General features: G+C 34.5%; 20 protein-coding genes. 10 read left to right on the forward strand and 10 right to left on the reverse strand.

What is annotated here, in order from left to right:
* The first annotated feature begins 24 nt into the window (after window positions 1–24).
* The 4 genes from ACN5L8_RS08210 to ACN5L8_RS08225 are packed head-to-tail and all read left to right on the forward strand — an operon-like array spanning window position 25 to window position 5,382.
* Window positions 25–1,665 (forward strand): hypothetical protein, encoded by a 1,641-nt coding sequence (locus tag ACN5L8_RS08210; RefSeq protein WP_419172800.1) that lies wholly within the window; start codon window positions 25–27, stop codon window positions 1,663–1,665.
* 28 nt (window positions 1,666–1,693) lie between these two features.
* Window positions 1,694–2,215: a hypothetical protein gene (locus tag ACN5L8_RS08215; RefSeq protein WP_412474041.1), complete on the forward strand. Its 522-nt coding sequence runs from the start codon at window positions 1,694–1,696 to the stop codon at window positions 2,213–2,215.
* 51 nt (window positions 2,216–2,266) lie between these two features.
* Entirely contained in the window at window positions 2,267–4,909 is a 2,643-nt protein-coding gene (locus ACN5L8_RS08220) for a hypothetical protein (RefSeq protein ID WP_419172801.1), read from the forward strand.
* Complete coding sequence (locus ACN5L8_RS08225) at window positions 4,891–5,382, forward strand: hypothetical protein (RefSeq protein ID WP_412474039.1); 492 nt, start codon at window positions 4,891–4,893, stop codon at window positions 5,380–5,382. The genes ACN5L8_RS08220 and ACN5L8_RS08225 overlap by 19 nt, the downstream gene beginning before the upstream one ends.
* A 2-nt stretch (window positions 5,383–5,384) precedes the next feature.
* On the opposite strand, the gene polA is transcribed toward ACN5L8_RS08225, so the two are convergent.
* Window positions 5,385–8,051 carry a DNA polymerase I gene (gene polA, locus ACN5L8_RS08230; protein WP_412474038.1) on the reverse strand — a complete coding sequence of 889 codons (2,667 nt, stop codon included), beginning with the start codon at window positions 8,049–8,051 and terminating at the stop codon, window positions 5,385–5,387.
* 72 nt (window positions 8,052–8,123) lie between these two features.
* Between polA and ACN5L8_RS08235 the strand changes: the two genes are divergently transcribed.
* Window positions 8,124–8,591, forward strand: a complete 468-nt coding sequence (locus ACN5L8_RS08235; protein ID WP_115362172.1) for a GAF domain-containing protein — start codon at window positions 8,124–8,126, stop codon at window positions 8,589–8,591.
* Here ACN5L8_RS08235 and ACN5L8_RS08240 read toward each other — a convergent pair.
* Entirely contained in the window at window positions 8,588–9,085 is a 498-nt protein-coding gene (locus tag ACN5L8_RS08240) for an RDD family protein (RefSeq protein WP_115362174.1), read from the reverse strand. The two genes, ACN5L8_RS08235 and ACN5L8_RS08240, sit on opposite strands and share 4 nt — an antisense overlap.
* Before the next feature lie 183 nt (window positions 9,086–9,268).
* Between ACN5L8_RS08240 and trxA the strand changes: the two genes are divergently transcribed.
* From trxA to ACN5L8_RS08265, 5 genes are all read left to right on the forward strand, one after another.
* The gene (gene trxA, locus ACN5L8_RS08245; RefSeq protein WP_330220808.1) at window positions 9,269–9,607 is read left to right on the forward strand and encodes a thioredoxin; all 339 of its coding nucleotides are present in this window, start codon (window positions 9,269–9,271) and stop codon (window positions 9,605–9,607) included.
* Window positions 9,608–9,671: 64 nt separating this feature from the next.
* Window positions 9,672–10,253 carry a D-sedoheptulose 7-phosphate isomerase gene (gene gmhA / locus ACN5L8_RS08250; protein ID WP_115362178.1) on the forward strand — a complete coding sequence of 194 codons (582 nt, stop codon included), beginning with the start codon at window positions 9,672–9,674 and terminating at the stop codon, window positions 10,251–10,253.
* Between the two features lie 110 nt (window positions 10,254–10,363).
* Entirely contained in the window at window positions 10,364–11,017 is a 654-nt protein-coding gene (locus ACN5L8_RS08255) for a MotA/TolQ/ExbB proton channel family protein (RefSeq protein WP_115362180.1), read from the forward strand.
* 14 nt (window positions 11,018–11,031) lie between these two features.
* Entirely contained in the window at window positions 11,032–11,559 is a 528-nt protein-coding gene (locus ACN5L8_RS08260; protein WP_115362182.1) for an ExbD/TolR family protein, read from the forward strand.
* Between the two features lie 15 nt (window positions 11,560–11,574).
* Window positions 11,575–12,084, forward strand: coding sequence for a biopolymer transporter ExbD (locus ACN5L8_RS08265; RefSeq protein WP_115362184.1), 510 nt, complete (start codon window positions 11,575–11,577; stop codon window positions 12,082–12,084).
* Between the two features lie 58 nt (window positions 12,085–12,142).
* On the opposite strand, the gene ACN5L8_RS08270 is transcribed toward ACN5L8_RS08265, so the two are convergent.
* The 8 genes from ACN5L8_RS08270 to ACN5L8_RS08305 form a co-directional block, all read right to left on the reverse strand.
* The gene (locus ACN5L8_RS08270; protein WP_419172802.1) at window positions 12,143–13,426 is read right to left on the reverse strand and encodes a hypothetical protein; all 1,284 of its coding nucleotides are present in this window, start codon (window positions 13,424–13,426) and stop codon (window positions 12,143–12,145) included.
* Between the two features lies 1 nt (window position 13,427).
* Window positions 13,428–14,180 carry an outer membrane lipoprotein-sorting protein gene (locus ACN5L8_RS08275; RefSeq protein ID WP_115362189.1) on the reverse strand — a complete coding sequence of 251 codons (753 nt, stop codon included), beginning with the start codon at window positions 14,178–14,180 and terminating at the stop codon, window positions 13,428–13,430.
* Window positions 14,181–14,338: 158 nt separating this feature from the next.
* Window positions 14,339–16,237, reverse strand: a complete 1,899-nt coding sequence (locus tag ACN5L8_RS08280; protein WP_419172803.1) for an AgmX/PglI C-terminal domain-containing protein — start codon at window positions 16,235–16,237, stop codon at window positions 14,339–14,341.
* Between the two features lie 9 nt (window positions 16,238–16,246).
* On the reverse strand, window positions 16,247–16,507 hold the full coding sequence (locus ACN5L8_RS08285; RefSeq protein ID WP_115362193.1) for a hypothetical protein: 261 nt from the start codon (window positions 16,505–16,507) through the stop codon (window positions 16,247–16,249).
* Window positions 16,504–17,403 carry a hypothetical protein gene (locus ACN5L8_RS08290; protein WP_334678727.1) on the reverse strand — a complete coding sequence of 300 codons (900 nt, stop codon included), beginning with the start codon at window positions 17,401–17,403 and terminating at the stop codon, window positions 16,504–16,506. Before ACN5L8_RS08290 ends, ACN5L8_RS08285 begins: the two co-directional genes overlap by 4 nt.
* Complete coding sequence (locus ACN5L8_RS08295; protein WP_419172804.1) at window positions 17,403–20,231, reverse strand: hypothetical protein; 2,829 nt, start codon at window positions 20,229–20,231, stop codon at window positions 17,403–17,405. The genes ACN5L8_RS08290 and ACN5L8_RS08295 overlap by 1 nt, the downstream gene beginning before the upstream one ends.
* Window positions 20,231–21,622 (reverse strand): hypothetical protein, encoded by a 1,392-nt coding sequence (locus ACN5L8_RS08300; RefSeq protein WP_120404096.1) that lies wholly within the window; start codon window positions 21,620–21,622, stop codon window positions 20,231–20,233. Before ACN5L8_RS08300 ends, ACN5L8_RS08295 begins: the two co-directional genes overlap by 1 nt.
* A gap of 11 nt (window positions 21,623–21,633) precedes the next feature.
* The gene (locus ACN5L8_RS08305; RefSeq protein ID WP_115362201.1) at window positions 21,634–22,347 is read right to left on the reverse strand and encodes an outer membrane beta-barrel domain-containing protein; all 714 of its coding nucleotides are present in this window, start codon (window positions 22,345–22,347) and stop codon (window positions 21,634–21,636) included.
* Between the last annotated feature and the right edge of the window lie 10 nt (window positions 22,348–22,357).

The following is a 22,357-nucleotide window of genomic DNA, read 5'->3' on the forward strand; positions in this document are numbered from 1 at the left end:
TTATCAATTTGTGAGGGGGGGAATATGAAAGGAATACTTCTTATATTAGTAACTTTAATTAGCTTTAGAAGCTATGCATGCGTAAATATTAATGCTCCAGAAGCTATTAATGTTTCTCTTTCATTAATTGATAAAAAAGCGATGATTTTTGATGAAGAAGGTATTTTTCAAGATGAAATGCCCTCTCTTCTAGCATCCTCATGTCAAAAGGCTGCAAGCCAAAAAAAGTTCATGATGTTTGCAATTGGTATAGAGAATTTTATATTATCTGATGAGTTTTTATCTTTCAGTATAAATGACACTCTAACGTTTGGCTCCAAAGATCAGTGTAGAATTGAGAATGTCGAAAAAATCAATGGACTAAAAAAAGAAGATCGAAATAAAAGACTTCAAAGAAGAAGATATCTTATTAATCATTGTGTAAGCTTTGATGTAGAAGATAAATCAAAAACAGGATTGGAGCTTCCAGAGGAAGGCCAACCAGGCTGTAAACTAAATCGCATTGATAAAAACAGGGCTAACTTCTTTGGGTTTTTCTGCTTTTTTAAACCAAAGCCAGATTCTCAATTTAAAATTACTCCAAAAATAGCTCAAAAATGCCTTGAAAAAGAATTCTACGATGAGAATAAATTTGCACTACAAGATATCATGGGAACACTTGAACTTTATGCCGCAGGAGATGCCACGGGAAGGTCTGCAAAACTTGAGTTTTTGGAAGATATAAAATTTAGATTTACTCAAAACCCAGATCCTATAGTACCAACAAATAAATCTCGTTACGAGGATATTCCGAAGTGGCCAACACAATGGAAAATAAAAAATACAACAGTAGGAAAAATAAATATAAACAAAATATCGGATGAACTTATAACAATTAAAGCTCCGATTTTGGTCAACAATCAATGTGAAGAATCCAAATGTTTGAATGGAGTTTGCACTTCTTCATGTGATTACAGCCAACCAGTTGCAAGTGAATATGCTCTTTTTGATATCACAAACCCAAAAAAGAAAGAGTATATAAAGTCATGGTTTGATGGTGGTATAGCTCCAGCAGATTGGATCGGAATGATAAGTGGTTTAGGAATATCTCTTAACAAAAACTCTCTTGAAAAAAACCGACGCTATCGTCTTGAAGTCGATATGAACGATATCGAGTATAATTATATGATGTTTAAGGGACAAATTGAAAGTCGCCTGCTCTTAAATCCTAATACAATTCCTAACATTGCACGAGAGGGGCAAACTATTGGTTCAATCAATCCAATTGGAGAAATTCAGCGCTATAATAGCTTACCTAGCTTTCCTGTTTTCGACACAATTAGGTTTACCGGTGAAAACCATGTAGGAGTTAAAAACTCCGTTAACTCAATAAGTAGAGTCTTTAAAAATACAGTATGGCCACCATACTTCACAGACTACTGTGAAAATGGGCAATGTATTCTTAAAAAAGATCATCGTTTATTATTTGCACTAGAGTTTAATATAGATATCGACAAGAACGATAAATATATTATTGAAAATGTTTCATATAAAAAAATATCTAATCATAACAATCAAACAACAATACAGAACTTTAAAGGACCATATTTCACGTGTGAACCTCCTGGATCAGACCAAGATGACGATGGATGGGATGATGATGACTTTGGGGATATTGATTTCTAAAAAAGACTTACTAAAAGAGGAGAATGAAATGAAAAAGTTATTACTAGTATTAATGATTATGACTACTTCAGTATTTGCAAATGATGTCGATGACATGTTTGGGGGAGGTGAAGACCAATTTGAATTCGAAAAATTTTCAAATGAAGAGATATTACTAAAAATTGAAGAAGACATTAAAGTCTCTTGCCGAAAAGGTCTTTGTACTTTATTTGCTTCTGAAAATAAATTTGGAGGATTTGAAGTAGGATTTAATATCGGAGAGGGTATGAATCAGCAAGCTGGTAGTGGTGTGAATATCTACACAGGAGGATACGGTGGACAAATCAATGGTGAATACTGGGGAGTTAACGTTAGATACTACAACGGGAAATGTACTCAGCGCATCAAGGTACCTAAGTCTGTTTATATTGCTATTAATCGCTACATGTATGGCCTACTTGATACAGATGGCAATACTCGCCGCGGTTTCACTCCTGCCGATGAAGCAATGATCCTTTTCTATACGACAATCATTGGAAAATCAGGAAATTGTGGCAAGAGTAATCAATAATTAACTTTTTCTTTAATTGTTAAGAAAAACTCAAAATTATAAAACCTCTCTATGAAGAGAGGTTTTTTTATTGCTTTTATATTTTGGGTCTCACTAAGTACTCTTGCTGGTACGAAGTGGAATGAGTGGAAAAACTTAGATCTTAATGATCTTGATGTGGAGTTAAGTAAGGTTCAGTTAAGAAATCGTGCTTCATGTGCTTTTGATTCCAAAAAGCCAACACGATCCATGTTTATTTTTCTAAACAATACGATTGCAGCAAAGGCGGCATATCGTCTTGCCAATAGAACAGGACAAGATAGAGCAACAATTACCAAAGAACTTATACGAGACTTTCGAAATAAAACAACAAGACTTACACAAGAGATTCATGAGAAATTACTTTCCGGCCAGCTTCCACTCCTCCCACATCTTGATAGTGAAAATAATATTCCTGTTAAGTACCGAACAATGCTTAAAGAATGTTATGGAAAGTTACAATGCCCGCAACTTAATTATTATATTGAAAATATTTGGACTTCTTCCCATCGATTAAAGCATCGTCTTTATGACAGTTTTGAGGATAGTAACTACTTCAACTCTAAGTACATTAAAGATAGTAATACGTACAAATGTTTAAAAGTAAAAAAATTTGGCCCATTACAGGCAAATCTCTTTGGACAAAAGCCAAGTATCCAAGACCTGAATAGGATTGCAAAACAACTTAGCGACATAGGTGAAACAGTAGACGAATGTCGCATGGATGGAATTGATACACTTGAGAACTTACAAGTAGCTGGTTATCAATTTGATATTAAAAATATAAAAGAGCGTTATTGGGATAAAAAAGTTGGCTTTGATTACTGGAATTCGATGAAACTCTACTTTGCATGGGCAATGAAGAATCTGAAAGTCGAAAACACAAAATATGAAAATATAATTCGCAATTCAAACACTCAAGATTATATTCTGTTTTCTCCTAATGGATGTCGTAGTGATATCATGCCTACTTGTAATAATAAGAGACTTGCAGAGAATTCATTCCGCGAGTTTTCTCGTAGAAACTTTGAAAAAGAAGCGCTTGAACTCGATATTCTATCCCCTATTTCAGAAGGCGTTCAAAATGATTTATTAAAAGATCCATTTGCTAATGTTAATAAAGATATCTTAGACCTTGGCTCTTACGATGATGCAGATGCCTGGATTCAACATATATTCAAAAACCAAACACAGACTAAGAATTATGTAAAAAACAAGCTAATTGATGCCTTAACATTTTATACCCTAGTAAGAAAAAGGCTCGATCCAAAAGAAGTTAGAGATCAATTAGATTTTTACTTTCGAAATCTTGATGGAAATATTATTAAAAATGACCTCTACTATCTTTGTGCAGAGGCATCTGTTATATCTGATGATATATTCAGTTTTACGAAAAAGCATATTGAAGGACTTAAAGGAACTGAGTTAATTGATAATCTCGACATTCTCTTTACAGACTCTCCCTACAATAAAATCATTGATTACTACAAAGAACTAATGGATGAGACGAGATCATATTGTAAAGGTCTTAAGCAAAAAGAGATTTGGGATGAAAGTTTTGAAATAGAATATGAAGGTTTTCATCAATGGTATATTGACAAAACTCGTGCTGATCAGTCATTTGAAACCTTTCCAGACAAGCATTATGAAAGTGACGCTCTTTCACAAGACTTCATCATCTACAAAAATGGTGACATTATTTGTCGATCAATTAGTCACTGTTTAAGAAAATCAATCATCAGTATCATTGAAACATCTCGTGCTACTTACTATGGTGACTTATTTTGGAAATCAAAATTCTCACAGCCATCTTCAGACCTCTTCAATCCCTATGCTGAAAGGGTTGCTTGTAAAGTCTACGACCCTTACTTTAAAACAAAACAAGTTATGACTCGATTTGTATCCGATATTGGCCAAGGACTCATGAGCTGGTTTACTCCAGGTGTACTTTACACTCGTGTAAGTCTAACTCCTGGTTACGTTACTTCATTTAATAAAATGATCGAAGATGGACAAATTGAATTTAATAAAGAATATGAAAAATCTAAGGTTAATGTAGAATTGATTACTGAATTTGGTCCTCTAATTGGTGTACCATGTGCAGTATCAATTACAGGAAGTAATAAAAGCCCTACAAATCTATATCACTTTCGAGGAATATCAGTGGGTGCATGTGTTGACCGCCAAGGTGGTGATATTATCGCCAACAGTGGTTCCGATATTAGTGATAAACAAACAGATGGTGTCGCGGCATGTGCTGCATGTAGAATTAACTTTGAAGGTATTTCAAATACACTAACTTACTTCAACTCTAAACTTGGTCCATTTTTCTATATCGCTCGGGCACTATACAGCCTCTATCAGGGACTCACTGATTTTGATAATATTCCAAGAAGATGGGAACTTGACCTGAACAAATTAAAAACGACATACCAACGCTATGGCGAGATTCCAAAAAGCTGCCGTTCAACTCTTTTAAATGGTCGAAATTGTCTTAAAGATAAAGAAGAACTCGCAGCTGTCGAACTCATACAAAGGAATGAATTAACAATCCTAGCATCTAAAAAGATTATAAACGGATATAAGTTTAAGGTTCAAGAATGTAACAATGAACTTACCGTCATGATTGATAAACATTTCACAAGGCTATTTTCAAAATGCAAAAGAAAGCATTAATACTTCTATTCATGCTTCTTACAATCTCAAATGCTTTTGCAATAAAGCTTGATATTGTTTGGACAGAAAATTTTGAAAAAGAAATACATCTTGAATGTAGGGAGCCGGGGTGTCTTGATGGTTCGAGTCGAGGTATCATTTTCGAATCAATATGCGATGAATGTTTTTCTGACTCTATTAATGCAACTTTCATCTTTAATGACATCACAACGTATCTACATCGTGGTGAACTTATAAGCACAGATGAATTTATTAATTATTTATTTGAAGAGGAATACATAACTATCCAATACGATACTCCATACGATGTTGTATCAAGTAGATCTAAAGAAATCAAAAAGCTCCTATTTCAAAACTTATGTCCAAATGAATATGATGCTATTATTTTCTTTGAAAGAGGCTATGGAAATATGTTTTCCTCCCCACAATTAATTTACTGTGGAGAGGAAGTTTACTCGGCTTTATTATTTTAGAGTTATTTTAAGTCGTACCAGTTAACACCAAGAGAAGGCTCAACTTTTAATGGTACTTTAAGCTTAACAACGTTTTCCATTCCCTCTTTTACTAATGTCTTCATTTCATTTAATTCGTTTTCAGGTACATCAAATATAAGCTCATCGTGTACTTGAAGAAGCATTTTCGATTTTAATCCACGCTTTTGAATTTCTTCATGGATATTAATCATTGCACACTTAATTATGTCAGCAGCAGTACCTTGAATTGGTGAGTTAATCGCCATTCTTTCAGCATTTGCTTTTACCGTACGATTATTAGAGTGAATGTCTGGTAAAAAACGCTTTCTACCATACATTGTAATCGAATACCCTGTCTTTTCTGCATCTTCCTTAAGCCCATCTAAGAAGCCCTTAATTTTAGAAAATCTTTCAAAGTATTTTTCAATATAGGCCTTAGCATCTTTTCTTGAAATCTTAAGTGCTGAGGCCAATCCAAAAGATGATTGTCCATACATTAGACCGAAGTTTACGGCCTTGGCCTTCGATCTTTCATCCGAAGTTACATCTTCTAAAGCAATATCATTAATTTCACTTGCTGTTTGTGCGTGAATATCTTTGTCCTCATTAAATGCCTTTATCATTGTTGGGTCTTCACTGTAATGAGCAAGAATTCTTAGTTCAACTTGAGAATAGTCGGCAGCTAGTAGCATATTTCCAGGTGTTGCGATAAATGCCTTTCTTACAAGTCTTCCTGTTTCTGAACGAATAGGAATATTTTGAAGATTCGGATTCACACTAGATAATCTTCCAGTTTGGGCAACATGCTGATTAAAACTTGTATGCACCTTTCCAGTCTTCTCATTAACGATTTCAGGAAGAGCCTTAACGTATGTTGATAAGATCTTACCTAGTTCACGATATTGTAAAATCAAGCCTGGTACTTCATTTATATTCTTCGCTGCAAGTTCTTCTAAAACCGAAGAGTCTGTTGAGTAGCCAGTTTTTGTTTTCTTTACAACAGGAAATGATAATTCGTTAAATAGAAACTCTCCTACTTGTTTTGGAGAATTTAAATTAATCGTGTCATTTACAGAGAATGAATCAACTTTCTTTTGAATAACTGAAAGCTTCTCCTCTAAGTCTTTCGCCATATCATAAAGGAATTCTTTATTTAGACACACTCCCTCGAACTCCATCTCTGCAAGAATAGGAATTAGCTTATTATCAATATCTTCATAAACAGAAACAAGCTCTTTTTCTTTAAGCTCTTCTTTTAAAAGATTTGCTAGTCTAAATATAGCAATTGAGCGAAGGCCACTATAAGTAGATCTTTCTTCAATTGTTTCAAGAGAAGTTATATATGGATTCTTCTTATCAAGCGTTGTGACATTAACATTTACATTAGTGCAAATAGCCTCAATATTATGCCTCATACTTGGACTTACATTATAATGGGCTTGAACGATATCAAAATTCTTTGCCTTAAATGAAACCTTATGCCTGAATAAATGCGAATAATCCCTCTTTGAATGTTCACTATAAACTTCTTTTGAGTCATCACTATAAATTAACTCTAAGTATTCTTTTTCATTCTTTTGGTCAACTTCGAGAAAGTACGACTTGTTATCATCAAATGAAAGGTTTAAGGCCACGAGATTACGAGCATGAATATCTGAACTATCAAACTCAGTCTGCACTGCAAGTTTCTTGCTCTCTTTAATTAACTTTTTAAACTCATCTTCTTTAATATCTTTTCCAACAATTAGATGTTCGAAAGGAGATGCGACTTCACCTTCTTCACCTTCACCATCAGCAATAGAAAGCTGATACTTTAGATCCTCCATTCTTTTAATCATGGAATTCATTCCAAGCTCTTTTAAGAATGCAAGTAACTCATCTGTAGGATAGAACTTTAATTCGGAATCTTCTGACTTACATTTTAAATCGATATCTGTAACAATCTTAATTAAATCACGTGATAATTTTGCATCATCAACATATTCAGTAAAGGCAGTTGTTAATTTTTTACCTTTAAACGTATCTGAAATCTCAAAGCACTTATCTAATGTATCGTGTTCTGCCAGAAGCTTTGCCGCTCCCTTTGCTCCGATCCCACGCATACCAGGGATATTATCTGATGTATCTCCAACCATTGATAAGTAATCTACAATTTGGTCAGGGCGAACACCCATCTTTTCAAAGACGCCTTTTTCATCGTAGGTAACATCTTTCATCGTATCCAGCATCTTAATATTGCCACCTACAAATTGCATTAAATCCTTATCACCTGAGGCTATAAGAATTTCATCAAAATCATCCTTCCACTGAGTCACAGATGAGCCGATAATATCATCAGCTTCATAATTTTCATCTGCAACATTTAGAAGTCCCATTTTATCAATTAACTCTTTAATAAGAGAAAATTGAGGAACTAAATCCTCTGGTGGTTCTGAGCGATTGGCCTTGTACTCTTCATACATTTCATTACGAAATGATCCTCCCGATGTATCTCGAGCTAAGAGCATATGAGTCGGCCTATAATTGGCCATAATTTTAAGAAGCATTGAAAGAACACCATACGTTGCATTAACAGGTGTACCATTTGGTGCCGTCATTGGACGGATTGCGAAAAACGCACGGAATATAAAGTTACTGACGTCGACGACGATTAATCTTTTCTTTGACATATAATCTCCAATTTATGCTATAAATCTAGCCAATTATGTTGAATCTGTTAATGATTAATATAGGACCAAGTTATGGACAATGCACAAAAACAAGAGCTGTATAATAATGTAAAAAGAGATATCTTTGCGATTTGCGAAGGTGAATCGAATACAATTGCAAAAATGGCCACAATCTCTTGTGTATTAAAGCAGGCTTTTCCACACTTTTATTGGTGTGGGTTCTATAATGTTGATAACTCAAAAGAATCTGAACTCGTTGTTGGCCCTTATCAAGGAACTCTTGGCTGTTTACGTATTCCATTTGGTAAAGGAGTGTGCGGAACAGCTGCTCAATCTTTAGAAACACAAATTGTTGAAGATGTTTATGCAATTGAAAATCACATCACTTGTGATCCTAAGAGCCAGTCTGAAATTGTCGTGCCTGTTTTAGAAAATGGAAAGCTAATCTCAGTGTTAGATATTGATAGTGATGTGAAAGCAAGTTTCAATGATATAGATAAAGAAAACCTCGAAGAGATAATTAACAGAGTATTTAATTAGGTTGGAGTTCCTTGATCTTCAAACCAATTCGCCTGTCTCTTTTTAATAGCGAGCATCGTGTCATCATTGGCCATAACTGTAGTATCGGCCATAACATCACCTAATCTGTGACCTGAATCTAGTTTATATAAAAGATATAATTCAATTCCGACCATTGGAATACCAATTATCACGGCCATAAACCAACCCAGAACTGGAATAATGGCAAAAATAAGTGGAATAATAAAAGGCAGATTACGAACAAAGCTCTGCTTCAATGAACAAGGTGTTCCATCAACAAGAGAGATAACGCGAAAGCCAATAAACTTCTTTCCTACCGATTGACCATTTTGGATCGCATCTGCAAAAGTTAAATAAACAATGGAAAAAAGAATACCGATTGGATAGAGAAATAGCGACAACACAAGAACAATAAATAGGTCTATTGCCTTTGCTAATATCCTTGAAAAACGTGCAACCTTTATGGCCGACTTCAATAAGTACTTTCTATCCATAATAAATATCTTATCCTATGAATTTTATTAGAAAACAAGGCATTTTTTGCACCACGTTCAAATAAGGAATATTAAGTAAAGAAATACTTTAACTTCTCTATAGACCAATAGATGATCACTAATAGCCAAAAATAATATTTTAAGTTATAAATGTAGACTGAAAGAAAGAAGAGCAAAAAAGCTCTGGAGGATAATTATATGAGTACTGTTGGTAAAACTGACGTAGCAAATTTTGAATCTGATGTATTAAAGAACGCAAAGCCAGTTCTAGTTGATTTTTGGGCAGAATGGTGTGGACCTTGTAAAACTCTAGGGCCAGTTCTAGACGAAGTTGCATCAGAAATTGGTGAAGGTGCAAGCATCGTTAAAGTTAACGTTGATGATAATGGTGAGCTTGCTCAACAATATGGAATCCGTGGGATCCCAACAATGATTTTCTTCAAAGATGGACAAGCAACAAAGACACTTGTTGGTGTTCAGACGAAAGAAGAAATTAAAAAGTCTTTAGAAGAATTAATGTAATATAAAGCCTCTATCAAAGAGGCTTTTCTTTTATCTTTATCAAGGATCGAAAAGGTATTTAATAATGAATGATTTTATTTCTCACGCTTTTAATCACGCTCAAGAAACATTAACAAAGTTTATTGCTAACGAAGATAATTTCAAAGTTATGCAAGATGCAATTGATGAAATGGTTTCAGCTATTAAAAACAATGGCCGAGTAATTAGCTGTGGAAATGGTGGTTCAATGTGCGATGCCATGCACTTTGCAGAAGAGCTGACTGGGCGTTTTCGTAAAGATCGTCCCGCGATGCCAGCAATGGCGGTAGCAGATCCTTCACACATTACTTGTGTTGCAAATGATTACGGATTTGAGTATATCTTTTCAAAATATGTTGAAGCACATGGACACAAGGGTGATGTTCTTCTTGCAATTTCAACTTCTGGAAATTCTCCAAATTGTCTTGAAGCAGTTAAATCGGCTCACGCAAAGGGAATGAAAGTTGTTGGCCTACTTGGAAAAGGTGGTGGAAAGATGAAAGACCTTGTGGACTTCCCTCTTGTGATTGAAGCTGATCTTTCTGATCGAATTCAAGAAATGCACATTAAAATTATTCATACGTTTATCGAAGGTATTGAAAGACAAGTTTTCCCAGAAAACTACTAAACAATTCAAACAAAACCGGCACAAACTTCCAAGTCTTTAAAATCAAGTATTTGACGCGATTATGAGTTAAAATAATCTTAAGTTAGTACACAATTTTAAGGAGCTATATAATGGAAGGCACTGCTGTATCATCCGTAAACACAATCGCTGCTTTTTTTCAAAACGGCGGACTTTTCATGTGGATCATTCTATTCATCTGGGCCGTAGGTCTGGCAATTGGATTAGAGAGATTCTTTAAATTAAGTTTTAAATTTGATGTTGATGGAGCTTCTTTTATGAATGAACTTCGTCGCTACATCATGGCAAATGATGTTGAAGGTGCTTCACGTGTTTGCTCTGGATCGAACGCGGCCCTACCAAAAGTTCTAAGAAGTGGACTTGAAAGAGCGTCAGCAAAACCAGAACAAATTCAAAATGCAATTGATGCTACTGCACTTGAAGTTATCCCTAAGGTTGAACTTAGACTTAACTATCTTCAGTTAATTGCAAATATCTCAACTCTATTTGGGCTACTGGGAACAATTCAAGGTCTAATCGCTTCATTCGCAGCTGTTGCTGCAGCTGATCCTACACAAAAAGCAGAACTACTTGCTAAAGGGATCTCACAAGCGATGAATACGACTTTCCTAGGTCTACTTGTTGCCATCACAATTATGATCATTCACTCTTTCCTAAGTTCAAAGTCTGAAAAGATCATTAATGAAATCGATGAATATTCTGTAAAGCTAATGGATATCCTAAGCACAGAAGAAAGTAAGCAGTAAGAAAGAAATTAATTATGTATAGAAAACCGAGTCGAAAATATAAGAATAAGAAAGTTGAGAGGCTGAATCTAATTCCAATTTTAGATTCGGTCTTCATCTTTATCTTCTTCCTTCTTATGTCTGCTAACTTTGTTAGAATCTATGAGATTGGCTCTGATGTTCCAATTATCTCAAATAGCCAACCTCCAAAAACAGATAAGAAGAGACTTGATCTTACTTTAAAGATCAATCAAAGCAATATTAGCCTCCACTCTGGACCTAATGAAAGACGAATCTTCAGCGCAGGTAAAACCGCCAGCGGAGAATATGATCTTTTCAAACTTCGTCAAAAGCTCATCGAATTAAAGAAAAGCTATGTTGATGAAAAAGAAGTCATCTTTATCCCTAATGCAAATATTACTTATGAAGAACTCATTAAGATTATGGATGCAGTACGCGATCTAAAGAAAACAGATCCAGAGATCTGGACGAAGAGAAATGGCGAAGACACAAAAGTCACTGAGTTATTTAATAATATTATCTTTGGTGACACGCAGTCTTAAGACAATAGGTAAAGTATGAGAAAACGTTCGATAAGAAATAGAGGAATAAGAAGAAAGAAGGAACCACTTGATATTGATATCACTTCCCTTCTTGATATCCTTGTTATCTTACTTGTATTCCTAATTAGAAGTTACGATACAACTGGTGTAATTTTAAATATTCCAAAAGATATTACAATTCCTCACTCAGTTTCTAAATCAATTAACGAGCAAGGAGTTGTTGTACAAGTTTCACCTAAGGTCATTTGGGTTGATGACAAAGAAGTTCACAACACTGAAACTTACAAGGGACGTCTCTACTCTCAAGGCGGAAGATTAATTCTTCCTCTCTACAACGAGTTAGTGGCCAAAAAGAAAGAAATTGATGATATTGCAAAGACGACACCTAATGCGAAGAATTTCTCAGGTATAGTTAATCTCGTAATTGATAAGTCTTTGAAGTACAACTATATCAAAAAACTCATGCATACTGCTGCTGAGGCAGGGTTTCAAAAGTATAAATTCGTTGTCCTTGGACAAGAATAGAATAAAAAAAGGCTCCGTAAAGAGCCTTTTTATTTTCATTAATACTATTTTGATAAATCTAAAAGAAACGAGTTAGGGTAACACCTAATTCATCATCTCCATCTAGGATATAGAGACCACGACGATCACTTTCTGCATCATCTCCAATTGTAACTCCTCTAAAGTTAACTTTGGCCTTCCATGCATTATTTAGGCGTCTCTCATAGCTTAAGTAATACAAAGCTTCACCGTTTCTTTCAAGGTCAATATACAGCCCAAGTGTAAACTCATTTGAATAAGCATCATTTAAAGCAAAACGATGACCGATGAAGAGATCATTTTGAAAAATCTGGGCCTGGCCTCTCTTCTCTTTTCCAACTCCTAGAACGTATTGATATTCAGTATAAAAACTAGAACTCCAATTATTAGCGTAGTTATGAGTATATTCATGACCTATAGAAGCTAATTGATAATCAAAAACTTCTCTCGTTCCACCTGTATAATCGAGAATAGCAACTGAGTCATCTGCATTAAAATCAGAGTAGAGGTATTCAAATTTAAAAGTTTGCTCACCCCAAAAAAATGTTGCGGCCGCTCCAATATCTAAAACATCAACATAGAATGCTTCAAGCGTTGTCGGTGTTGATGGCCTAGCGCCAAAAATAGGTCTCGTTCGATCAATATGATCCATGGCAAATACAGTTAGATCGAGATCTCCAAACTGATGAGCGTAATAGACTGCGAATTGATTATACTGATCTTCTTCGTCACTACTTTTAACTTCATTTCCTGAAACGACATTCTGCCTTACCGGCTCAAGCCCATCAAAAATTCTCATTAATGGATCAGGATAAAAGCCTTCCGTAAAATATGGCATATAGATGAACTTCATCGTACCGATACTTGTATAATGACTGGCAACAATGGACTTCTCACCAAGCTTTTCAAATCGCTCAATATTTCCATCATTTATACGCGAGTTAAGAACATCAACAACATGATATGCCTCTAAGCGAGACCACATGAACATGTGATAACCAGCAGAGAATTGCCAATTACCAAGACTGCGTCCAATATTTAACTCATTAAAGTCCACATAACTATTTTCTTGATATTTTTCATCGGCACGAGCAACTAGAGAAAGATTGTATTCCCACCCTTTCCAATCATCACGTTCCTCAAGACTTAACTTAACAAACTTCAAATCAGTGGGCTGTTTCTCATTTCCCAATAAAACATCAGTATACTTCTTTTGAGTATAGTAACGATAATTTAACGATATCTCTCCCCTGCCATCTGCATATGCAGTTTCAGATACTAGAGAGAGGGCCCCAATAATTACTGTAAAAAATATATTCTTCAATTTACTTCAACTTCCTCTTAGTAAGATCGTTCTCATTTACTTTCTTACCAATAACTCTATTTTTCCATTTAAATATTGATTTCTTCTTATTATTTAAATTAACCATATCAATTTGGTTAGCTCGCCACATCTTTCTTTTTCCAACTGTGTAAGATTTAAACTCACTCATTGTCGAAGTCTTAATATGTTCATTTCTTTTGTTGTAGTACTCAGTTTTTACTGGCGCTAAATACTTCTTTGATACATGTAGAATAACTCTTAGATAAGAACTCTTTCCCTTTGCTTTACGCTCTAGAGTCCAAGTATTCTTATCTTCACTTAAGAACTTATAATTATATTTTTCGATTGTTTGACCACCGATATCTTCGAATGAAAACTCAGATCCCATAAATGAGCTCCCCTTAGATCGAGAGTTGATTTTCTTTACTCTTCTTAGAGAAGGTAAGTATAACCACTGGTCATCATCTTTATCAGAACTCTTCCATGTCCAAGTTAAAAGCTTTGTCCCTTTTACATCTAATGGCTTTCTAAACTCCATAAGACTTTTATCAACGCCTTCAAATTCACCAGATGTACCAAGCATTTCTCTAACAATCTCAACGCCACTTGTATCAACTAAAATAAGCTCCATTGTCGATGTGTCACCGATATAACCTTTATTGGCCGCATCCATCTTCTTTGCAATCTCAAGACCTTTCTCATCTGCAAGAACTGCAAGAGAAAACATTATTAAGAAAAATTTAACAAATTTCATTATCCTACCTCATTATCGTTGGTCTATTTCCACAAGATACTATCATTCACATCACAATGATTGAATATTTAGTATTGATAATAGTAATGGATTCATTAAATAGCTGAAAATATGCCCCTTATTTACAACAAGGGGCGTCATGCATTGATTAAATATACTTAGTAAGAGCTTGGATTTAGGTTAAGAGGTACGTGAACAGCAACCTCAGCTCCACCTTTTGGCCTTGGAAATTGAATTGTTTTAAGGTGATTTGCAACACAATTCTTAACACTGCGTGGCACGGCCTTATCTGCTTTCGTCACCTTAGCTCTTGTAACATTCCCTGATGCACCAATGACAAAGTCCATAGCAAGAACACCTGAAATGGCCTTTTGCTGAACATCTAATTCCTTTTGGTAGCAGTAACGGAATTGAGGAACGTTCTCCATTAGAATTCTCATAATATCATTACGATCCATTGATCCAAGAATAACTTCACGGTAAGGGACACCAGCAATATAAACCTTCTTTTTATGAACTAGTCCATCTGTACCAAACGAAGAAGAAAGTTTTCCTCGAGTCTTACTACTTAGCGAGCCAACCTCTGCTTTAACATCAGCCTTTTGAACTTGGGCCGACTCCCCCGTTGAAAGAGCATTACTATCATCTTTAAAACTTTCAGTCGTACCAGCATCAGCAAAAGAACTTAGTGATCCGCCCTTTGCCATCAAAGAGTTCATTGAAGATGTGAAAGACGGTGACTTATATACATCGACTTTTCCTCTACTCTTTCTGTTATTAGAAAGCTTCTTAACTTTAGAGGCCTTCTTAGTTGTTCGAGAAGGTTTACCTGCTTTTTTATTGGACTTTCTCACAACCTTTTTCTCATTTGTTGGTCCCTTCTTAGGAGCAGCTTTTTTTGGAGTAGAATTTGAAGCCTTAGCAGTTCGGTCCCCCCTACTCTTTGAAGGCTTCTGCTCTTTAGGAGTATTTGAAACCTCTTGCTTAACTGGTGCCTTCTTTTGTACTTTCTTTGGTGTTTCCTTCTTAATGACATTTTTCTTTTTAGTCACTCTAAGCTGTTTTGGCTTATATAAGATTTTTGCAATTCTTTCAGGAACTTTCTCTTTCTCAATCTCTTTATCGACTTGGAAGTTAAGCATTCCCCCCATAAAAACAGCGAATACTAGTACACAAAAAATCAGGTACTTTCTTAATTCCTTATCTCTTCTAAAGATTGGTGCCGATTTTACAATTGGAGGTGCTTCAGTACCTCTGATAAATACTTTTAAATTATCTTTTTCAAAAATATGAATATCATCACGACGTAATGAATTTTTAGCATTTTTATTATTTAAAAATGTACGATGTTCAAATCCAGGAATTCTTCCTACGGCAACATCATTTTTCTTTATATCTAATAGCTCAACTTTATCTTTTTTTCCTAAATATGGAAATTCAATATCATTGCCACGTGGGTTCATTCCAACGAGATTATACTTTCCGTCTTTATGTGGAATATAATCGAGTCCAACAATCTTTCCATTAAAAAGAATAATTACTTCAGCAGCTTCTTTATCGACACTGTATTTAAAGATTGGATAAATCTCATCTGGTTCTTCAAAAATATACTCAGAGAACTTAACATTATCATCCATACTTAAAGGATAATTTAATTGGTAATCACTATCCTTTTGATTCTTTTGAATGACTTCATCGTTAAACTTAGGTTGTTTCGGTAAGTTTCTAACAACTTCTTGTGGATGTATTAATTGCTGAGGAGGTAGTTCACTACTTTCACCAAAGGTAAAAGAGTAATTACCAATTGTAATAGTCTCTCCCCCTCTAAGTTCACACGTTACGACTTCTTCATTATTTATTTTGACGGGATTCTTCGTCGACATACTATATATTGATGTCTTATCTTGTGCGAATTCAATAAGACAATGAATATCATCTATTCCTGCCCCTCTCATTCTTACATCACAAGAGTCACTTGCCCCTAGGATAATTCTATTCTTACGAGGTAGACGTATATCCTTTTTACCTTTTAAATAAAATGATCTTCCTTGATCCACGAGGTCTCCCTATCTAATTCGATCTAATCCCTTCATCATTTCAAGATGAAAATTAGGTTTCGATGGTAGTTTATTTTTAAATTGTCTAAGATAACGACTTGAAACAGTGATTTCGCCAGGAGCACCAAGCTCACCATCGACACTAATTTCATCTAAATTAAATTTCTCAAACTTCTTGTACTTATAAATAACTTTATCGTTTACAGATTTTTGACCAAACGATGCTTGTGACAACAAGATAAATAAGGCCGTTGTTATAATTCTTTTCATATTGTTAACCCTTTAATCTGCTGAAAGATTGTTTTATCTTTTGCATTTAAATCCATATCTTCGATATCTTCTCTTACCCTCTTAGCGTGTTCGCTTTTAAGTTGTTTTAGAGAATAATATAAAGCGATTTTAAGACTTGGAATTTCAAAGTAATCAGAATTCATTTCTTTTAAAATCGTATAAGCAAACTTAGGTTTCCCATCAAACAAATAAGAATAAACCAGCGAATTTATCACATCGCGATCTTTTTTATTAACGCGATATAAGTTCTTAAGCATTGCTGTTGATTTACTATAAAGCCCATACTTGATGTATATATTTGAAAGATTAAACATTGCTGTCTTATTGTTTCTCTTAATTAAAAGAACTTGTTTAAAAGCTGCAATGGCCTTGCGATCTTTACCTTCATCAACTGAGATAACACCAATATTATTAATAGCTGGAATATACTTACTATTTAAAGCGACAGCTTTATTAAAATATACCTTCGCTAATCTCTTATTACCTGTTTTATAAGAGCAAATCCCCTGCTGATTCCAATATGCAGGATTCTTCTTATTTTTTTCATAAAGAGAGTCAAGCTTCGCAAGACCTTCTTTTGTATTTCCAAGATAACAAAGTCCAACTAGGCCTGTTTTCTTCTCATCAATGCTTTCTAATCTTTCCTTAGACACCTTATCTAAAGATTCATCCTCTAAAACATCATCAACTAGATCATTAATAAGATGATAATCGGCATCAGCATTATAACGAACTTGCTTCTTCGGTTTAAAATCTTCATTTGATAGGTTTTCAATTTGCTCAGCTTCTTCGCCACCTAATTTCTGTACAGTCTTTCCACCAGATGCGCATGATGCCAAAAGTAATATCAAAAGAGAAATATTTAAAAATTTCATTACTGATTCCCCCTCTTATCCATTAAGACAGCACCTGTCATCGATGGAAGGCTTAACCCCTGTCGAGAAAGTGTTCCAAAGTTTACTGTTAGAACATCATTCTTATTAATCAAAGAATCTAGTTCTCTTTTTAATTGTCTTGATTTTGAAGCGAGGTTTGCTGATACATTTTGCATACTTCCCTTAAAAGAGTTTACATATTCCTGAGACTTCCCAGTCGGTGTAAAAGTAGCGACATCTTTTGAGAACTTATCATATGAACTAATAAGTAATGAGTAACTCTTAACCATCGCTTCACCAGAGCCCATGGCCACAATCTTTGTTACTTGATTTTGGATACTTTCAAGACGTGCAAACTTGCCTTTCATAGTGTTATTGAATTTATTCTCAGGAAAGCTTAACTCAATTGCATTAAAGCTATTAACAGCTCTTTCTACATCTGCAACTTCAGCGAGGGCAACTTCATCGATCGTCTCAATTGCAAGGTTTTTCTTATTTTTAACCCTACGATAAATATAATTAAGCTCATTGTTGTAACGAGAGCTATTACCTTGTTCACGAGATAACTTTGCTAACTTTCCAACATATTCAGACTTACGATATAGATTTTTTGTATATGCTGACAATCTTTCACGATAAATCTTATCTGCATTAGTAATTTGTTTAAAGTCTATATAGTAGTCAAAGATTTGTTCATAAGAAGCTAGCATCGTTGAATTATTAAATCGACATTTTGATTGTTGATCGACAAATGCTACGGCCTTGGAATCATTACGAGTTGCTAGTCCCATAACGATATAGTTCTTTAGAAGTTTTTCTTTATTCTTATTATTGATACCACATGTCTTACCGAGTAACTTTTGTGTTAATGACATTCCATCAGCAACTCTCTGTCTCAAAAATAGTTCACTTATAATACTATTAAAAGATTCATAGAATTTTACTAATTCAGTAGTGGTCATTTCCTCAATTGCTCGATCCAACCATTTAGCAGTTAAGCCGACATTTCCTGACTCATAAAAAAGAACGGCAATATTATAAGCAGCGTTTCTCTTAGCATCTGCGGTACTTTCTGGATCTTTATAAATGAAAAGATATCCCTTTAACGCAGTGATCTTATCACCACTTTTATTGGCCTTTTGAATATCTGAAAATTGTGCAACAAGAATAATCTTATTTAGATGATTTACAAATCCTCTCTTTAAAGGAATTCCCTGACCTTTTAGCTCCCCAACAAAGGACATAAGTCCCTTTTTATTTTTTTGGGTTTTATACATGTCTACAATACGGCCAATCATTGCTTCATTTTTAGATATATTTCTTGGATTCTCTTTTGCATACACAAAGAATGTCTGTTTTGCTTTTTCAACATCTTTCTTTTCATCTACGTAGAAAGAAAATAGTTTTTCTACTGCTTTATTCTTTTTCGATTTAGATTCTTCTGTTTTGATATAGTTTGTGAAGATTGTTTCAAAATACTTATTACGTGTTGATTTAGAAATCTTACGATCATTTAGGACAATCATCATCCCCGCTAGAGATCTTTTATAATAAGTTGAACCTGGTTGAGCAGTAGATAAGACTTTATCATACATATAAAGTGCCTCAGGATATTCATTAGCTGCATAATATGACTCACCAGCAAAAAAGAGTGCTCTTTCACTTAGCTTAGGATCAATTTGTTGTGAAATAAAATATAACTCAGCAGCTGTTTTACCCTTAGACTTCATTACCTTGGGACGCTTCTTATTATGAGACATCTCTAATTCTTTTTGGAGTTGTGCCGCTCTTTTCGTAACAAAATATAGTGCTTCTTTCTTTTGTTCTGCATTTAATGGCGACTTTGTTATCGCTCTTGCATATCTAAGGAAATATGAATTATTCCCATATTTATCGTAAATCATTAATAGCTGAACTAATGACATTGCTTTATACTTTGGATTTTTGCCATTAAATGCTCTTCCAAACATATCTGCAGCTTGAGAATATTTTTGTTTTCCTATCAGGATCATTCCCATATCATAGAAGTTTTTCTCGGCATCTGTATTTTGATTCTGATAAAACTTCAGAGCCTTATTTGTTTTACCGCTTTCTGCGTAGAAATAACCGACATCACGTGATGCCATATCTTGTTTATCTATATATTTAGGACTTTTAGAAAGTTCAAAAACCTGCTCCATTTGCTTTACCGCAGTATTTTTTCGCCCTACCCTAAAGTTTGACCATGCAAGGTTATAAAGATACTTCGTATACCATTTATCGTCTCTAATTTTACCAATTGCTGTATTGTAATACTGTCTAGATTTATTAAAATCACCTTCACGATAGTAAATATCACCTAGAGCAAGTCGAGACTTAGTTTCGATGAAGTCACCTTTGGGAGCTGATCTTACTGATTTTACAAATAACGACTTTGCATCTTCCATGTTTACATTCTCTAATTCATTATAAGCAAGAATGTAGTAGATATGAGAGCGGGCCCTTCTGTTAGGTTTTTTCTTTAAAATAGAAATACCTATTCCACGAGCTTTCTTATAGTATGAGTCAGAAACAGAAAAAAACTTTTTTCTATCGATTTGATTCTTTTGTTTTGGAGTTAGTTTAAAAAAGTTTTCATTTTCTTGTTCACGAATGATACGACCTTTTTCAAGGTTTAGTTCGGCCATTCTAAGATCTAAAGTATTATCCCTCTTTGTATAACGCTTCATTCTACTAATTTCTTTAAGTTCCATATCGATAACAGAGACGATACGGTCCCTTTTTGGACTTAATTTAATTCCATAGGAACTGAAGCTTATAAGAGATGCTAGTAATAATACTTTAATCATTATTGACACTCCGATCGAAGAGCAAATACATAGTCACCCATTTCATCGGCCCAAAACTCACCGTTAAATGACCAAAAGTATTGCTTCGAATTTCTTTTTAAATATTTAATATCGCCACGTGCACCTGTATCAGCAATCCCACTATACAACTTAGCCTTTCTTGCATTTAAAGCTTCAAGTCTTAAATAACTTAGACCAATGAATGACTTTTCAAGTTGTGCTGAAACTAACTTAAATGTTCTCTTAGTATATGAACCAATAAGTTTTTGTTGAAGCATCAGAGAGTCTTTAAGGTTTATAGCAAGAATCTTTCTAAGGCGACGATTACGTACTTTTTTGATATTTGATATTTCTCTTAAGCCAGCTTTATAACTTTGAAAAAGCTGTATAAATGCTGGGTCTTTAGAAACATTTCTAAGAACTTTATTTGTTAAAGGATCATAGTATTTCTTTCCATCAACAAATGAATTAATAAAGTTAAAATACCATTCAAGAGAATGCTTACGGGCAATCATCTTATCAATGACTTGTTTAGATTTATCAAACTCCGCATAGTGATCATCAATAATCTTAGACATATCATCGTATAAACAAAGTTTAAAATAACTCAAAGCCTTTAAAACATTAATTTCTGGATTAACTATATAGTTAAGTACCGGTGCTTTATATGTAACTAACTTACCAAGCGTTCTATTGTAGTCACCCTTGTAATAACTATTCCAAGCCTCCTCAATTAGAAGCTCAGGCCAAATATATGATCTCTTATCGACATCAATGAATGATAATTCTGCATCATCTAACTTTTTCTGCTCATATTTAACACGAGCAATACCTGCTAAACAATAGTCATGATTTATTTGTAATTGTCTGGCCCTCACCTCATCATCACTTGAAGTGGACATATCAACACATCTTTCAAAAGCTGAAATAGCGGCGCGGAAACCTCGTTGCATTGTAAACGCCATCCCTTCAAGGTGAAGAGAGAATGCTTTTACAGGATGCCCTGCTGGAATCGTTCCATTTAATGTTTGTAGGGCCTCTTTATACTTTCTTCTCTTTAATAGTTTTTTTGCAAGTAAGTACTTTAAAGTCGGAGAATCAATCTTGCTAAGATATTGCTCAGGTAAAAGAACAAATTGTCTATCACCTACTTTAGAGACAACCTTTTCAAAAAGTCTTTCAAAGTCTTTATTAGTACGTCCCTTATATGTAACCAAGTACTCTTTCACATATGGAACAGCAGTATGATACATTTCCTTTTCGATTAGGAGTTTAATAATATGGGGATATCGTGCGATGCGATTTCGAGATTTGGTTAAGTCTGTCCAAATAGACTCGAGAGCAAAGACTTGCCCCATGAGTAAAAATGCAATGATCGATTTCTTTAACACAACAGCTTCCCTTAAATATCAAATTGAACAGAAAAAGTTAGATCAATATTTGAATATAGTTGATCTGACTCTGATCCCGCTTCTCTAGCAGGTGCCGCTTGATATAAGATTCCGTTAATATCTGCTCTAACACTCCAAGAAGTGTTTACATAAAACTTAGATGAAACATTCCACATTAATCCAGTATGCGACTCATCAACCGTTAGACCAGGGTTTGGTGAACCAGCTCTAACTTCAGGACCATTATTTGTTTCGTTCAGTTTTGCAAAACCAAGACCGAAGATCCAATCAACGTAGACAATAGAGTTAAATGTATTAATTTTTGAATAAAATGGTGACCACAGAGCCATCGCACCGATGTAATCATTTACAATGCGACGAAATGGAATAGACCCACTTCCTCCTCCATTACTATTACGTACTGAAGCGGCCGTATCATTTTCTTCACCTGAGTTAGAAGCGTAAATAAACTCTGCCCCCCACTCTTCATGAAAGAAATAACCAGCTCTTAATTGTAGAGATGTAGAATCAACGAAAGCACCTGATAGTGTTTTCCCAAAACCTCCACTAACGTAGAAACGATTTACTTTTTTAAATTTACGATTTTGTAAAACATAAATTTCTTTATCTTTATCAAGCCATGAAAAATTATAAAGATCCGTTTCTGCCGCGAAAGTTTTCATCGTTAGAAAAGTTAAAAATAATACAAAGATCATCCTAATCATTTTAGCGTCC

The organism is Halobacteriovorax sp. (assembly GCF_048381875.1).
In the GTDB taxonomy this organism is placed as follows: domain Bacteria; phylum Bdellovibrionota; class Bacteriovoracia; order Bacteriovoracales; family Bacteriovoracaceae; genus Halobacteriovorax_A; species Halobacteriovorax_A vibrionivorans.